This window comes from Flavobacteriales bacterium (assembly GCA_016124845.1).
Lineage (GTDB): Bacteria > Bacteroidota > Bacteroidia > UBA10329 > UBA10329 > UBA10329.
Genome location: WGMW01000026.1, coordinates 57,587 through 72,607, shown reverse-complemented (window position 1 = coordinate 72,607; position 15,021 = coordinate 57,587). Strand labels below are relative to the sequence as shown.

Here is a 15,021-nt window from a genome sequence, read left to right as displayed (position 1 = left end):
TAACAGATGAAATGGTGAATGAATATCTGGAGCATCACAGAAGGAGTGATGACAATGGCGGAAGCAATTTCATCATTGAGTGAAAGACGACTTTCAGTCGTCAATCAAACCTATGGACTTCCAGTCCATAGTGGTTTAGTTAAATGCTTCACGACCAATATATCCTCCATTAATGAACTCAAGGCGATTCTCCATGTGGAGCAAATCACTACCCCCACATACGTCTGTAATTAGAAAACGTACGAGAGTGTCCTGTGGATATTTCTCCAGATACCACTCAACGGTATCTGGCATGTCCCATGCTATGCTTAAAAATTCAGGTTGAAGTTTTTTTACTTCCTCAATGCTAGAACCTTGTGGTACTTTTTCAGACCAGTCAATCATTTCATTATAGCAGTTTCGGCAACCAGCTATCAGCAAGCAGAGTATTGTAAGTAAGCCAACCGTTTCTTTCATTTCAATCCAACCATAAGCACAAATATCGAATAACTCAACAACCCCGTTGGTATATAATTTCGCTTTGCTCAATGAGATAGCTTCGCTAAGTTCGCATGGATTCGTAAATCTGAACCATTGCCAAAACCACAACTCTTCTTCATCTCCGGTCTTGGTGCCGACCACCGCGCGTTCGATCGCATTGAACTGGAAGACTACGACCAGACACATCTTCCGTGGTTGATACCGGAGAAGAAAGAGTCGTTCCATGATTATGTCAGGAGAATGGCCGAGCCCATTGCCGCTGCGGAGAATCCGATCGTCATCGGCCTTTCGTTGGGTGGCATTATGGCTTCGGAGATGACCACGTTTGTTCCGCACATGCGGGCCATTCTGGTTTCCAGCATCAAGGCACCTGAGGAGCGCTCTGTACTATTGAAGATCGGAAGAACCTTTCCCCTTCAGCGGTTGGTGACGGGAAAATCCCTGAAGAAAATGTCCTTTCTCTGGTCCATGGCCAAGCGCAAATACCCGAAGGAAGATGTGGACCACATGATGCAGATGTTCCACGATCAGGACGACCGCTTCCTGAAATGGGCCATTGTGAATGCACCATTGTGGAAAGGAAGGGGAGATGCGGAGCGCATTTCACAGATTCACGGCACGGCCGATCAGATGTTCCCGATCCATCGGTTGTCCAACCACATTACCGTAGAAGGCGGCACCCACCTGATGGTGTACACCAGAGGCAAGGAAGTGACCGAATTGCTGAAACAAGAACTAAAACGGATTGAAGGTGTTTAGCCCGTAAATCCGATCATACCTCGGTATTACTAAAGAAAACAGTTATGGCAAAGGTGAATGTGGGCGATACGGCCCCCGATTTTGAACTCAAGGACAAGGACGGAAACCTCGTAAAGTTGAGCGATTTCCGTGGTGAGAAAAGCGTGGTGGTCTATTTCTACCCGAAAGATGAAACGCCAGGTTGCACGGCTCAGGCCTGCTCTTTCCGCGACAGCTACCAAGACTTTACCGATGCAGGTGCGGAAGTTATCGGCATCAGCAGCGATGGGGCGAGTGCACATTCGGGTTTTGCTGCCAACCACCGTTTGCCCTTCATTCTGCTGAGCGACCCTGCTGGAAAAGCGCGCAAAGCATACGGTGCTTACGACCTTTTGGGATTGATCCCTGGCCGTGTCACGTTCGTCATCAACAAAGAAGGAAAGGTCATCCACAAGTTCGATTCGCAGCTTAGCCCCACCAAGCACATCAAAGAATCGCTGGACGCGATCAAGAAACAATAAGCCCCTGCATTTTGACCGATTGACCTCCCCCAACCCCTTCCCTCGAAAAGCTCAGGACAGGCTCTTGTCAGGAGGGAAGCGTTCTCCCCTCTGGGGAGATGCCGAAGGCAGAGGGGCTATTTCATATTTCAGATTTCGAGTTTCCTTTTAGCGGTTACCTTTGCCGCCCAAACAGAGGTATTATGAAAAACCTGTCGCTCGGCCTAAATGCCGTTCTATTTGTGGCCGTTGCGGTCCTTTACTACTTCCAATTTTCGGATTCGAAGCCGAAGGCGCGCAAGAACACCGTTGATGCGGCCGTGGTCGATAGCGTTTCCAGCAAGCTGAAGATCGCTTACGTGAACACGGATTCGCTGTGGAACCATTACAAACTCATCGATGAATTGCAGGGCGATCTGGAAGCCGAGCGTGCCAAGGCGGAACGGAAAGTGGAGCAGCGTACGGCTGTGCTCGAAAAGCAATTGGAGCAGATGGCCACGGAGCTGCAAAGCAAAATGGCCGATTTCGAGAGCAAGGGCCGAACCATGAACGAAGCGCTTCGCAACATGAAAATGCAGGAGCTTCAGAGCTTGCAGCAGAATGCGCAGTCGTTCTCGTTGGAGGCGGACCAAGAGGTCAATGACCTGCAACAGCGACTTCAGCAGAAGTTGATGGACCAGGAGTTGGCAGGAACCAAAAAGGTGCAGGATAACATCAAGGCGTATCTCAAGGAATACAATCAGGATTACGATTTCACCTATGTGTTGGCGTATTCTCACGAAGCAGGTGGCATTCTGCTTGGCGATCCCATGTTGGACATCACCAAAGATGTGGTAGCAGGATTGAACGAGATCTACGATGCCGAGCAGGCTGCCAAAGCGGAGGCTGAGGGCAAAGACAAGTAAGACTTTCGGATGGCCTACTTGCGATTGGTGCGTTGGCCGAATGTCCTCATTGTAGGACTGATCTTTCTGTTGGCCAAAACGCAGTTGGTAGATCCGATGATGGCTGCGGCTTCTCTTGAGTCATGTCTCAGCACTTGGCAATGGGTTCTGCTGGCGTTGGCCACCATGTTCATCATGGCATCGGGCAATGTGGTCAACGATATTTTCGATCAGGACATTGACCGCATCAACAGACCAGAGAAGAACATCATCGGTAAGATGATCTCCGAAAAACGGACCTGGAACTTATATTACACGCTCAGCAGCCTCGGCCTCGGCCTCGGAATCGTATTGTGCTGGCAATTGGGCAACGCATCCAGCTCACTCATCTTCATGCTTGCCATGGGCGGACTTTACTTCTATTCGTACTCGTACAAGCGGCAGTTCCTCATTGGCAATGTGGTGGTGGCGCTGCTTGCTGGGCTGGTGCCGTTCATGCCCATTTACATGTATATCCTCTGCGAACCGCAGCTTTGGATGCAACTTCCGTGGGTTCCTGTGCTGGTGGCATTCTCGTTCTTTTCGGTGATCACCACGCTCATCCGCGAAGTGATCAAAGACATGGAAGACCTGAAGGGCGACCGACTGCTGCGCTGCCAAACGCTTCCCGTTGTACTTGGAATAAAGGGAACCAAAGCCGTGGTGATCGTGCTGAGTCTGGTTCTGATGGCATCGGTAGGTAAGCTGCAAGTGGCGTGGTGGCAGTCTGGCGACCTTGTGATGTTCTGGTATTTTCTGGCGGCTGTGCAATTGCCAACACTCATCCTCATTGGTCTTGTGCTTAAGAGTTCTGAGCCGAAGGAGTTTCATCGCGCCAGCACCTTGACCAAGTTCATCATGTTGGGTGGAATATTGTCGATGCTCATTTTCAGAACCATGCTGGCATGATCCATCTCAAGGGAAGAGAATTGATCCTTGCTTCGGCTTCGCCAAGAAGAAAGTGGCTGATGACCGAGTTGGGTGTGCCGTTTTCCGTGCAGCCGAAAAACGTGGAAGAGGTTTATCCCACCGATCTGAAACGGGAGGAAATTCCGCTGTTCCTTTCCAAGCTGAAAGCAGATGCTTTTTCGGAAGATGAGTTGGAGGGAAAGATCGTTCTCACGGCCGACACCATTGTTTGGCTCAACGACCGTGAACTCCAAAAACCCGAAGATCTGGAGGATGCCAAGCGCATGATCCGTCAACTTTCGGGAGTTTCGCACGAAGTTTACACGGCCATCACCATCCGCACTTCCGAAACCACCATCTCCGATTTTGACCGAACGGAGGTTCATTTTCGTGACCTCACTGAAGAGGAGATCGAGTATTACGTGGAGACTTACAAGCCGCTCGACAAGGCTGGAGCTTACGGAATCCAAGAGTGGATCGGCTACGTGGGCATCGACCGCATCGATGGCTGCTACTTCAACGTAATGGGACTTCCGCTGCGGAAGGTGTATTCGGTGCTTAGCTCGATATAGTATAGTTCTCAAGTATTCTGATAGCGTATCAAGTCAGATCATTCCTAAATTCAGGGAATGTTTCTCAGAATTTCATTGCTGCTTTTAATCCTTGCTGCAAAGCCGTGTCGGTCGCAGGATTTTCTTGAAGAATTGAAAAAACGAAACCAAAATTATTTGGACAGTCTTGATAAAGCCTATTTGGGTTCAAGTGCTGGTGAAAATCTGCTTCTTGAATTGAAATTTTGGAAATCCATCTCTGATGGCGGAGGGACAAGCCTGCTGTATCTGACCTTTTCAACGGATTCAATTTGGAGTGCATCGTATCATAGTCGCAGAAGGAATAAGGAGATTCGGTTATCCGAAAAATGGTCTGATAGATGGAAACGATTGACCCAATTAGGTATTGGCCAACTGTCTGGAAAATATGAGGCTCTTTACGAGGAAATTGATGAAAATGGTGACACCGCTTTGACAGGTATTGTGGATGGGGTTTCCTATAGGATTGAATTCAACGATTGGAAAGGAGCAGTATCTTATTCATACCATTGCCCAAGGATGAGACTTGAATATGAACCCGAAAACGAAGAGATGAAAAGGTTTGTGGAAATCTTAGACATCCTTCATCGTGAATTTGGAGGAATTGGAAAAAATTATTGACCAAGTAAAAACACCATCGTATCAACTCCATCCGCGTAGTCCCACAACTCTGGAGATTGCGCTTTTCCGAACGGAACGGAGTTCTCAAAACCCAATTTATCTGAGGCTACCACGCATTGAATCTGTTTTTCGTGAATTTTCACTTCGGCATGCATCTGCTCCAAGGTGCTGAAGGTCTGATAATGCAGCACGCCAACTGGGCAGCCCAAACTCGCCTCTTCCCTTAGCAAAAGGAAACCATTGTCCAAGTGCGCCATTTTCTCCACCAAAAAGATGGCCTTGTGGTACTCGTAATTGTTCCAATACTTGTTGTGGCTACCGATCGGTTTCCAATCCTCCAAAGCATTCAGCAGCAGTTTCGGTTCCACTTTATCCGACAGATATACCTTGGAAACGTTGCGGCAACCTAATCCGAAATAGCGGAAAATGTCTTTGCCCAAAGCACGCAGCTCGTCCTCGCTTTCATCTCCAGAAATGATGGCAATGGAGTTTCGGTTCTTACGGATGATGTTCGGGTATTTACCGAAATAATATTCGAAGTAACGCGCGGTGTTGTCGCTTCCTGTGGCAATAACATGCGTAAAACCTTCCAATTTGCCGTGGCTCAGTTCAATCTGCAAAGCCAGTTCTGGCGATATCTCAGCGATGGTTTCCACCAACTTCTTCGGTAGAATTTCATCTTGCGAGGAGGTTTTTACCACGGCCGTATTTCCCGAGATCAGCACACACAACAGGTCGTGGAAACCCACCAGCGGAATGTTCCCGGCCATGACCAAACCAACACGTTTGTTGCCTTTTTCAGGCATCTGGCCGTAGGCCGAAAGCCACTTTTGCAGCTTTTCCGTCTCCAACATGTAAGCAATTCCGCGCAGCGCAATGGCCATATTCTCCTGCGTGAACCATCCGTTCTTGGCTTCTGCCTGTTGGAAAGCAGCGGCCCAATCGCTTTCCGCTGGGTTTTCGGCCACTTCGGCCAACCGTTTGCCCAATGCTGCAAAAGCCGCTATCCGTTGTTGATGGTTCATTCTTGGTGTGCTATCTTTGTGGCCGCAAAACTACAAACCTCTCAAAGCAACAGAAACGATGGCGATCAAGATCACAGACGAGTGCATCAACTGCGGGGCATGCGAACCGGAATGCCCGAACAACGCGATATATGAAGGTGGGGCCGAGTGGCGTTTTTCGGATGGAACATCTCTGAAAGGTCAGTTCACGGGTTTCAGCGGTTTTACCGCTGATGCGGATGCACCACAGGAACCAAAGGAAATGGACGTTTATTACATCGTTACCGATAAGTGTACCGAGTGTGTCGGTTTTCATGATGAGCCACAATGCGCGGCTGTTTGCCCTGTAGATTGCTGCGTGGACGATGAGGATAACCCGCATACCGAAGCGGAGAACCTTCAGAAGAAAGAATCACTTCACCTTTAAGAGAAGGGCAAGGAGTTTGAAAGGCGAGACATGTTCTCGCCTTTTTTATGCAATTTTCCCAAGGGTCGAACGTAGATACAGTTGATTGAAAGCCATTCTGTCCATATTCTTTCTGTTCGTCACGCTGTGCGTAAATGCGCAGGTTGAGACCGCATTCCGAGATTCGGTTAAAAGTCTTTTTGACCTGATGCGTACAGCCGATGATTCTGAAAAAGTGCTGGCGGCCACCAAACTCGAAGCACTCTTCTCAGAATATTACGAAGACCCATCGCATTTTGATGATGAATTGGATTCGGTGCCGTTTCTCGGACAGCTATCATCTTCGGATGATGCCGTGAAAATGCTCTGCTGGAACATTGCCTTTGAGAACGGAGCGTTGCAATACCATTGCGTTATGCGACATCGGCCAACCAAAGAAACGGTTGCGGTCACCGTTTTTCAGGACAACGAATCTGATTGGAATCATATTGAGCGCAAGCCTGTACGACCCAACGATTGGTACGGAGCGTTGTACTATAATATTTTGTCCAACCGCTATCGTGGCAAAACCTATTACACCGTTCTGGGCTGGGATGGCAAGGACAACATCACCAACCGAAAAGTGGTGGATGTGATCAATATTCAGGGGAAGTCGGTAATTCTTGGAGCCTCCATTTTTAAGGATGATAAAGACCGCCCAACAAACAGGTTGATCTACGAGTACGCCAACGATGTTTCCATGGCCCTGAATTATGACGACAAGGAGAAGATGATCATCATGGATCATTTGGCACCTGAGGATTCGCGTTTTGAAGGGCAGTATCAGTTTTACGGGCCTGATTTCAGTTACGATGCGCTCGAATTCAAGAAAGGGGAGTGGGTACTTCTGAAAGATGTGTTTGCCAAGAACCGCAGCCTGAACAATCTTCCTGAAAACGCCAAACCAGGCGATTTCAAGGATTGAAAAACCAATTATGGTTTGGATTAAATTTGCCGCGTGAAACTCTAAATCACACCTTCAATCCAAACAATCTTCATCATGAAAAAACTATTTACAATTGTTGCCTTCTTGGGCGTGACCGCAGTTTTTGCACAGAATTCTGAAACCAACATGAACGTGAACATGGGCAGCATGGGAATGGACATGAACGTGAATGTCAACGTCACCGAAACCTATTCGGAATCGTACAGCACATCTACCACCAGTAACACGAACACAAGCGACCATTATGTGATGCCAGGCTACAGCGGTGCCATCGGTTGTCCGTGGCCAATGGAGGAAAGCGATTTTCAGAGCGCGCAGAATTCTGTTGCTTCCAAGGATTTTGAGGATTCGAAATTCACTGTGGCCAAGCAGATCACAGGTTCCAACTGCCTTACGGCCGATCAGGTGCGCAGAATGATGGGAACGTTCGATTTTGAACAGACAAAGTTGGATTACGCCAAGTTTGCGTACGATAAGACCTACGACATTGGCAACTATTACAAACTGAACGATGCGTTTGAGTTCTCTTCAAGCATTGATGACCTGAACGCATACATCAACGGTCGTTGATCTTCAGATAACTGAAAATGCAAAGCCCCACACATCTTGCATGTGTGGGGCTTTTTATGGCACAAAAACGCCCCGCCATGTACATGACGGGGCGGAAAAATGGGAGTGGCAGTTGTCACCCACCGACCATGTATCGGCCACTCCCAAACTTTTCTATTTGCTATCTGCCAACAGGTCCTCAACCTTGTTCACCTCCTGCTTGATGGCCGCTTCGGACTTGCGGTAGGCGTCTTTGGTGTCCTTTTTCACATCATCCCATTGATCTGCCGTGGCATCTTGAACGTCCTCCAATTGACGGTCGAGGTCTTTTTGCAGGGATTTCAGCTCTCGCATTTCATCCTTGGCATCGGCTGTCAGTTTTCGCTCGTCCAAGCGCGCTTGCAGTTCGGTTATCTTCTTGTCGAGTTTGTCTGCGGTGCGCTCCATGCGCTTGATGGCCTGATGCTGCGCGAGTTCGTCCAATTGTTGGTCCACATGTTCTGTGGCGGCTTGAAAAGCTTCCTTGAACTCGTTGTTCACATCCTTTTGGGTCACCCGCTTGTCTTCGTCCGTCTCCGATTCGCCTGCCGCGAACATCTCCTCAATGACCGTTTGTTCTTCTTGATCGGCATCTTTCTGTGCGGTCTTGCCTTCTTCGGCACGTTGGCCGCATTGGCTGAATGCAATGGCACCGAAAGCTGCTGCTAAGATGAATGTCAATCTTCTTACTTGCGTTTTCATGATTTCTATTTTTTGATGGTTAAACTTCTGTTTGGTGGTTGGCGGCAGGCATTTCGCCTGCCGCCTTACCTATATTATTTGGCAAAGGCTGTTTCGTTATACTGGCCGCCTTTGGTCAGAATCACCAGGTATTTCGTGCTTTCCCAGAACTTGTCGGGGTCTTTGATCTGTAGCCATTTCACCTCACCGTTCTGGTCTTCGACCATGTCGTAGCTGTCTGTACTGTGGTTCGAAACCAGCTCGGCATCTTTCCCGAAAACGGGGATGGTGGTGTCGTCATACATGTCAATTCTGTTGAAACGTTTCTGGTTGAAGTCGTCTTTGATGGTTTTGGCCGAGGCAATTCCAAGGAAACCGCCTTCTTTCTCAACCACATCGCTTTCTTTCAGCTCTTTGAAGGTTCCGACCGCATAGTATGCGGTTCGTCTCTGCTCTTCCTCGTAATTGATCTGTTGGGTCTGCATCGCCACCACAAATTCCTTCTGTGCCAGCTCTTTGGTTATATCCTGATTCTCATCCTTGGCAGACGCAAGATCCTGCTTCAACTGTTCGGCATGTGCTACCAACTCGTCTGTTTTTGACTTGTACTCGGCAACGCGTTTCTCCAAGTTGGCAACCGAATGCTTGTATTTTTTCAGTCGGCTGTCCTTCTCACCGATCTGGCCTTTCAGACCATCGATCAGATTGTTGTTCTCTCCAATGAGATGCTCTATCGCATCGATCTCCATTCTGATGCGCTCCTCTGGGCTTGCATCGCCTTGGAACTCGCCAGTGTTCAGGTTATTCAACACGTAACCTTCCTTCTCGCGAATGGAGGCCAGATTGGACTCGATCTCTGCAAATTGCTCGTTGGCGTATTGTGCCTCCAAGGCGTTGTAATCGAGCTTGGTCTGCATTTCCACCAGTTGTTCGTTGAGTTCGGTGTTCTTGTTGTACTGATCGTAGGCATAATATCCTGCGGCCAGCGTAGCAACTCCGAAAAGTGCAATGGCAACATTCTTAGCTGCGCTTGAACTGTTTTTTGCTTTCGTTTCCATGACTTTTGTGTTTTGTGCCAGCCGTGGGCCAGCGGGTTCTTACTCTTTTTGGTTATGCTCTCAGTTGTTTTTCTTCGGGTCTGATGTAATCCCAGAATCCTTTCTGCATCATTCCCAGCGCCAACTGAAGTTCTTTTTCCGATTTTACATTGATGATCTGGTGCCGCTGGCAGAATTCTCTGATCTTACCGATCACCAGTTTCTCTTCGTTGCTCATCAACTCCGAGAAGTTCATCAGTATCAGGTGTGCATCTTCGGTCAGTAATTTCAGGCAGTCGGCAGCGGTTTCACAGTTCTGGACATCCAATTCAAGCGCTGTCAATCCGTTTGCTTGCACATTCTTTATCCAGTCTAAAAAGTTATGGCTGTATTTCTGTTCCGAAACGCTTAACATGATTCTGATCTTTGTTTTTCCTTTCATTATTTCTTGTTGATCTGTGGTTGCTCCTGTATTTGCAAACCACACGCCAGCGTGCCAGAAAAATGTTTTTCAACTGAGAATCAGTCAGTTAGAATTTTCGCCTACAGGTGTGCCATTTTCAAAATGAAAAAGTGGGTTTCAGAATGGATAGGTAAATAGCCAGGAGCTATTAAAGGATAGTATCTACTGGGCCGAAGTAATGTTCAAATTCTCCTGAATCATTCCGAGAGAACATATAGACCATTGGAATATTTACACTCTCGTTGATAAAATTCATATCCGCGTAAAGCGTTTTCAAAGTCTCAAGCTGCTTCACCGAATTTACCCAAACGACTGGCTGAAGCATTATATTCGAATTTAAGCTAATGGACTTTTCTTCCTTCTTTTTGCAATACTTTGAATTAAGCCAGTATCTGAGATGACCTATATTCTCAAACCCCGTCAACTCCAAGTGCAAATTGAGCACTTCAACAGTAACAAATTCATCACTATTAATTTTGCGGAGAAGAAAATCCACCGATTGGTTACTCTCCTTGGCGCTTACGATTCCTTCAACCTTACAGAGTTCAAATTGTTCTGATGACTTAAACCAGTAGAGAACCGATAACTCTCCAATGTAATTCAAATAGTTCCTGCTCAATTCAGTTAAAATCTTTGAAACAGTAGACTGAATTTGCTTCTTTTCTTCATCGGACAATATTGAATTCAGGTTGGAAAACAAACGATTGAAATAATCAAACAAGGCAACTGATTTACCATCACCACGGAACTTGCCTACCAGGACCGAGTAGAATGTTGCGTCTTGAATGAATCCTTGACCTTCACTCTTGATTCGCTTTCTAGACCGTTCAACAGAATTATATAAAAGACGATTTGCTCTAGTCCAAGAAATTGGCTGACTACCGATTAGCTTAATAAAGCTGGGCATTTGAACCCTTATAAATGGTTCAACATCATATTTCATTTTTCCTCAATCTCTTTCAGAAAACGGTAAACGGTGGTTTGGCCAATGCCGAGTTTTTCGGCCACCAGAGCGGTGTCGTTATGGCAACGCTGCATGTAAATGGCAACGATCCTGCGGTTGTATTCCCGCATGGTCATGTCCTGCGTCAGCACATCGGGCAGCGCATCCGAAGTACTGAGCGTGATGTCGTTGGCCTGGATCTCATCTCCAGAAGCCATCACAACCGCCAGTTCCACAATGGATTTCAATTCGCGGATGTTTCCTGGCCACAGATAACCCAACAGCTTTTGCTTGGCGTCTTCAGAAAGTGATTTTGTCTCCATCTGATTTTCCTTGCAAAAGCGTTCCATGAAGAACTTGGAGAGAATGAGCACGTCTTTTTCGCGCTCGCGCAGAGGCGGCAAATGGATCGGCAGTCCGAAAAGGCGGTAGTAAAGATCTTCGCGGAAGTTGCCCTTTTTCACTTCTTCCTGAAGGTTGCGATTGGTGGCCACGATAATGCGGCAATCGGTTTTCACAGGTGTGTTGCTTCCAATTCTCACCACTTCCTTTTCCTGTAAGGCACGCAGCAACTTGGCTTGAAAACTCATGTCCATTTCCCCGATCTCATCCAAGAAAAGCGTTCCGCCATCGGCCTCTTCAAACTTTCCTTTTCTGCGCGAAGCGGCACCTGTGAACGCGCCTTTCTCATGTCCGAAGAGTTCGCTCTCGATCAACTCGGCAGGAATGGCCGCCATGTTTACTGGAACGAACGGCTTGTCCTTGCGCGATGAGTTGTAATGAATGGCCTTCGCCACCACTTCCTTTCCCGTTCCCGTTTCGCCCGTAATGGTAACCGTAATGTTGTTGGTGATGGCCTTTTCCATCAGCCCGAACACCTTTTTCAGCGCGGGGCTGTTGCCAACAATGGTCTTCTCGAAGCTGTACTTGCCCTGCACCTCCTGTTGCAGGGTGATGATGCGTTCTTTCAATCCCGCATTTTGGCGGATGTTGTTTACGCAGTTCAGCAAGCGGTCGCGGATGTCTTTGGCCTTCACCAGATAATCGTACGCACCAGACTTCAGCAGCTCAACTGCGGTCTCGATCTGTTCCTGCTCAGAAATGACCACCACTTCAATGTTCGGGTTGCGGTCTTTGATGCGTTTGAGAAGCGTTTCACCGTCCATGTCGGGCAGGCGATAATCCACCGTGATCACATCTGGGTTTTCGGAAAGCGCATCAAGAACTTCCTTGCCCGAAGTGAACGACCTGACCACAAAATCGGGGTTCAACGACAGGTTGTGAACCAGCAGTTTATTGTACCACTCATCATCCTCCACCACAAAGATCGTAAACGGCTTCTCGCTCATAAATTCAGTCTTTTTTCTACTTGTTTCAGCACGCTTTTTGCTTCTTCATCTATCTTGAGAAAGTGCTCTTCCAGCGCCTCAATGTCGGCATTTCCGCGGCCTTCCTCTTCCAACTTTTTCAATTCCTGGTACAGCCGAATGGCCGAAACGTGCTTGCATGGCGCGCTGATGCGATGCGCGTGTTCTGCCACTTGCAGCCTTTCTTTTGCGGTCAGCGCTTCGCGGATGTCCTCAAGTCCCTTTTTCGTTCCATCAAAAAAGGTTTGCAGCATTTCGTGGAAGAACGATTCGTCATTTCCGCTCATTTCCATGAGTTCTGAGAAATCAAGTTCCGTGTTGTTTTCGGGGGATGATTTTGATTCCGTGGACAGGTTCTCCGATCCGCCAATCACTTGTCCGATGATGGCAAGCAGTTCGTTCTCTTTGAACGGCTTCGCAAGGAATCCGTTGGTCCGCGCGGCTTCATACTCTTCGCGGTCTTCCAATGTGACGGCCGCTGAAAGAATGATGATCGGAGTTGAGTTCTTGTTCGGATCTGTGAGATTTCTGATGGCTTTCGTGGCTTCCAATCCACCCATTTCGGGCATACGCGCATCCATTAGAATGAGATTGAAAGCAGGCGTTTCCGCCTTTTCCAACGCCTCTTTTCCGTTAGACGCTTCCTCGAAATTCGCTCCATGTTTTTTAAGAATGGTGCTCAATAATTTGCGGTTGAACGGCTCATCATCCACGATCAGCACGTTCAATCCGTTCAGCGATTCGACCACAGAAACTGAAGATACGCTCTTCGAAATGTCCGCTTCTGAACCTGCTTTGTAAGGAAGACCCAAAGTAATCTCGGTGCCTTTCTGCAATTCACTCTTCACTCGGATTTCACCACCATGCAGATTCACCAAACGATTGACGATGGAAAGGCCAAGACCTGTTCCGCCATAATTGCGTGTGGTGCTTGCTTCGGCCTGTTCAAATTCCTCAAACACCTTACTGATCTGCGCCTCCGCCATCCCAACACCCGTATCTGAAACGGAAATTTCGATACCGTTTGATATGGCCTTTACATAAACCGAAACGGAACCTTTGTCTGTGAATTTCACCGCATTGCCCAACAGGTTGAGCAGCATCTGACGCAGTCGATACGCATCGCCCAGCACAACTTTTGGAACTTCATCAGCCACCGAAACGGACAATTTCAATCCTTTTTGCAATGCCAACGGCTGAATAATAGACACGGCTTCATCAATGGTTTCGCGAAGCCGAAAACCCACATTTTCCAGTTGCAATTTGTCTGATTGGAGTTTGGTGAGGTCAAGGATCTCGTTGATCACGTGCAGCAAGTGGTCGGTTGATTTTTGCACCATGGAAAGTTGTTCCTGTTGTACTGGATCCAACTTGCTTGTCGCAAGCTGCTCGGTAAATCCAGCAATGGCATTCATCGGGGTGCGGATCTCGTGGCTCATGTTGGCCAAAAAACGTTCTCTGGCGCGTGCCATTTCCTCCGCTTGCTCCTTTGCAGACCGAAGCGCTTTTCGGTAACGGTTGTTGTTTCGGGTGTAACCGAGGATCACAAAGGCCATGATCAACAGAAGAAAGCCCATCGAAACGAAGAACAGCGCCATTTGCAGGTTCGTTTCGTTCACGGTTTTCTCTGCGCTCTGGGTCTTGTAGGCCAACCGCTGCAATTCGCGCTGTTCCAGCGTGGCAAGTTTCTCGCGGACGCGTTCGGTGATCCGATTGTTCTCCGCGATCAGATTCATTTCCTGCTCCCGCATGATGCGTTCCACCAGTGCTTCTTCTTTCTTTACTTTCTGCACAGCTCGGCTCACATCCTCAACCGTTACCTGATCGGCCTTCTGGGTGTTGCTGTCCGACTCATCTTTGCCCATTTCAAGACGGAGAACAGCCTTGTTCAAAGCAACATCCGCCCGATACGGATCGCTCAGTTTCAGCCAGCGATTCAGCACATCCACCTTCTCATAAATAAGCAGCCGCACCGAATCCAGTTCCGTTTGGAATTCGGCATCTGCAGACGTCAGTTCTTCCAACCGCTGCACAGAATGTTCGGTTCGTTCGATGGCGGCAGCAAACTGCTTCAGATAGATGGAATCATTGGTAAGGTTGAAGGATTTGACGCTGTTTTCGGCATCCGCCAATCCGTTCATCACCGATTTGGTAGTTGAAAGTCGGAGGTCGGGCAGCGCATCTTTTCCAAGCTCGGTCACCACATGCGAGAACTGTCTGTACGCGTAAATGCCCGTGATGCTGACCAGTGCCAGCGCCACGAGCATGATGGCTGCTATCCGAAACTCGAAGTGCTTATTCATCCAATTGTCCAACAAGATAGGCACGCTTCGGTTACCCGCCATCAATGGAAGAGGTCTTCCACCAGTTCATCCACAAAAAAGCAGGATTTCTGCAAGGTGTATCTGTCCAATTTGTAAAGAAATGCCGAAGCGCCCTGCTCCAGACTTTTCCCTTCGGTAAAGGCATTCCGTGTTTTGGAAACGACCACCACTTTGCACTTGTTGCAGTTTCTTCGGATCTCGCGGATCACATCCTGGGCCGTTATCCCGTTACCGAGATAATAATCGAGGAAGGCAATGTCCGTGTCTGATTTGAGATTGCGGATGCAGTCATCGGCATGCACATACGATTCGATATCGAACCTGAAATCGGTGGCCTGTGCAATGGCACGCGTGTAGCTCTGAAGCTGCCGTGTGAGCAAACGATTGTAAAAGTCGCTGTCGTCAAGCACGACTATTCGGATGTTGTGGTTTTCTGTTTTCATCGTATTCTGTTTGGATGAT

General features: G+C 48.1%; 19 protein-coding genes. 10 read left to right on the top strand and 9 right to left on the bottom strand.

The window, feature by feature from the left end; translation table 11 throughout:
* The coding region (locus GC178_10645; protein MBI1288019.1) for an IS200/IS605 family transposase at positions 1-83 on the top strand (83 nt) is incomplete at its 5' end.
* Positions 84-135: 52 nt separating this feature from the next.
* On the opposite strand, the gene GC178_10640 is transcribed toward GC178_10645, so the two are convergent.
* Positions 136-528: a hypothetical protein gene (locus tag GC178_10640; GenBank protein MBI1288018.1), complete on the bottom strand. Its 393-nt coding sequence runs from the start codon at positions 526-528 to the stop codon at positions 136-138.
* 45 nt (positions 529-573) lie between these two features.
* Here GC178_10640 and GC178_10635 point away from each other — a divergent pair, with 45 nt between their 5' ends.
* The 6 genes from GC178_10635 (at position 574) to GC178_10610 (ending at position 4,761) form a co-directional block, all read left to right on the top strand.
* A complete protein-coding gene (locus GC178_10635; protein MBI1288017.1) occupies positions 574-1,239 on the top strand; it encodes a hypothetical protein in 666 nt (221 codons plus the stop codon).
* A 44-nt stretch (positions 1,240-1,283) separates the two neighbouring features.
* Complete coding sequence (locus tag GC178_10630) at positions 1,284-1,739, top strand: redoxin domain-containing protein (GenBank protein MBI1288016.1); 456 nt, start codon at positions 1,284-1,286, stop codon at positions 1,737-1,739.
* 98 nt (positions 1,740-1,837) lie between these two features.
* The gene (locus tag GC178_10625; protein MBI1288015.1) at positions 1,838-2,623 is read left to right on the top strand and encodes a hypothetical protein; all 786 of its coding nucleotides are present in this window, start codon (positions 1,838-1,840) and stop codon (positions 2,621-2,623) included.
* Between the two features lie 9 nt (positions 2,624-2,632).
* Positions 2,633-3,550, top strand: a complete 918-nt coding sequence (locus GC178_10620) for a hypothetical protein (GenBank protein MBI1288014.1) — start codon at positions 2,633-2,635, stop codon at positions 3,548-3,550.
* Positions 3,547-4,122, top strand: a complete 576-nt coding sequence (gene maf, locus GC178_10615) for a septum formation protein Maf (protein MBI1288013.1) — start codon at positions 3,547-3,549, stop codon at positions 4,120-4,122. The genes GC178_10620 and maf overlap by 4 nt, the downstream gene beginning before the upstream one ends.
* 57 nt (positions 4,123-4,179) lie before the next feature.
* The gene (locus GC178_10610; protein MBI1288012.1) at positions 4,180-4,761 is read left to right on the top strand and encodes a hypothetical protein; all 582 of its coding nucleotides are present in this window, start codon (positions 4,180-4,182) and stop codon (positions 4,759-4,761) included.
* Here the strand turns inward: GC178_10610 and GC178_10605 are convergent.
* Positions 4,755-5,786: an acyl-CoA reductase gene (locus GC178_10605; protein ID MBI1288011.1), complete on the bottom strand. Its 1,032-nt coding sequence runs from the start codon at positions 5,784-5,786 to the stop codon at positions 4,755-4,757. The genes GC178_10610 and GC178_10605 overlap by 7 nt on opposite strands.
* 58 nt (positions 5,787-5,844) lie before the next feature.
* Here GC178_10605 and GC178_10600 point away from each other — a divergent pair, with 58 nt between their 5' ends.
* The 3 genes from GC178_10600 (at position 5,845) to GC178_10590 (ending at position 7,726) form a co-directional block, all read left to right on the top strand.
* Positions 5,845-6,192, top strand: coding sequence for a 4Fe-4S dicluster domain-containing protein (locus tag GC178_10600; protein ID MBI1288010.1), 348 nt, complete (start codon positions 5,845-5,847; stop codon positions 6,190-6,192).
* An 85-nt stretch (positions 6,193-6,277) separates the two neighbouring features.
* A complete protein-coding gene (locus tag GC178_10595) occupies positions 6,278-7,135 on the top strand; it encodes a hypothetical protein (protein MBI1288009.1) in 858 nt (285 codons plus the stop codon).
* Between the two features lie 75 nt (positions 7,136-7,210).
* Positions 7,211-7,726 (top strand): DUF4476 domain-containing protein, encoded by a 516-nt coding sequence (locus tag GC178_10590; protein MBI1288008.1) that lies wholly within the window; start codon positions 7,211-7,213, stop codon positions 7,724-7,726.
* A gap of 153 nt (positions 7,727-7,879) precedes the next feature.
* Here GC178_10590 and GC178_10585 read toward each other — a convergent pair whose 3' ends face one another.
* The 7 genes from GC178_10585 to GC178_10555 form a co-directional block, all read right to left on the bottom strand.
* Positions 7,880-8,446: a hypothetical protein gene (locus tag GC178_10585; GenBank protein MBI1288007.1), complete on the bottom strand. Its 567-nt coding sequence runs from the start codon at positions 8,444-8,446 to the stop codon at positions 7,880-7,882.
* Between the two features lie 74 nt (positions 8,447-8,520).
* Positions 8,521-9,483 (bottom strand): hypothetical protein, encoded by a 963-nt coding sequence (locus GC178_10580; protein ID MBI1288006.1) that lies wholly within the window; start codon positions 9,481-9,483, stop codon positions 8,521-8,523.
* Positions 9,484-9,535: 52 nt separating this feature from the next.
* On the bottom strand, positions 9,536-9,904 hold the full coding sequence (locus GC178_10575; GenBank protein ID MBI1288005.1) for a hypothetical protein: 369 nt from the start codon (positions 9,902-9,904) through the stop codon (positions 9,536-9,538).
* A 169-nt stretch (positions 9,905-10,073) separates the two neighbouring features.
* Positions 10,074-10,868 (bottom strand): hypothetical protein, encoded by a 795-nt coding sequence (locus GC178_10570; GenBank protein ID MBI1288004.1) that lies wholly within the window; start codon positions 10,866-10,868, stop codon positions 10,074-10,076.
* Positions 10,865-12,217 carry a response regulator gene (locus GC178_10565; protein ID MBI1288003.1) on the bottom strand — a complete coding sequence of 451 codons (1,353 nt, stop codon included), beginning with the start codon at positions 12,215-12,217 and terminating at the stop codon, positions 10,865-10,867. The genes GC178_10570 and GC178_10565 overlap by 4 nt, the downstream gene beginning before the upstream one ends.
* Complete coding sequence (locus GC178_10560) at positions 12,214-14,580, bottom strand: response regulator (GenBank protein MBI1288002.1); 2,367 nt, start codon at positions 14,578-14,580, stop codon at positions 12,214-12,216. Before GC178_10560 ends, GC178_10565 begins: the two co-directional genes overlap by 4 nt.
* Positions 14,580-15,002, bottom strand: a complete 423-nt coding sequence (locus GC178_10555) for a response regulator (GenBank protein MBI1288001.1) — start codon at positions 15,000-15,002, stop codon at positions 14,580-14,582. The genes GC178_10560 and GC178_10555 overlap by 1 nt, the downstream gene beginning before the upstream one ends.
* Positions 15,003-15,021: the final 19 nt, after the last annotated feature.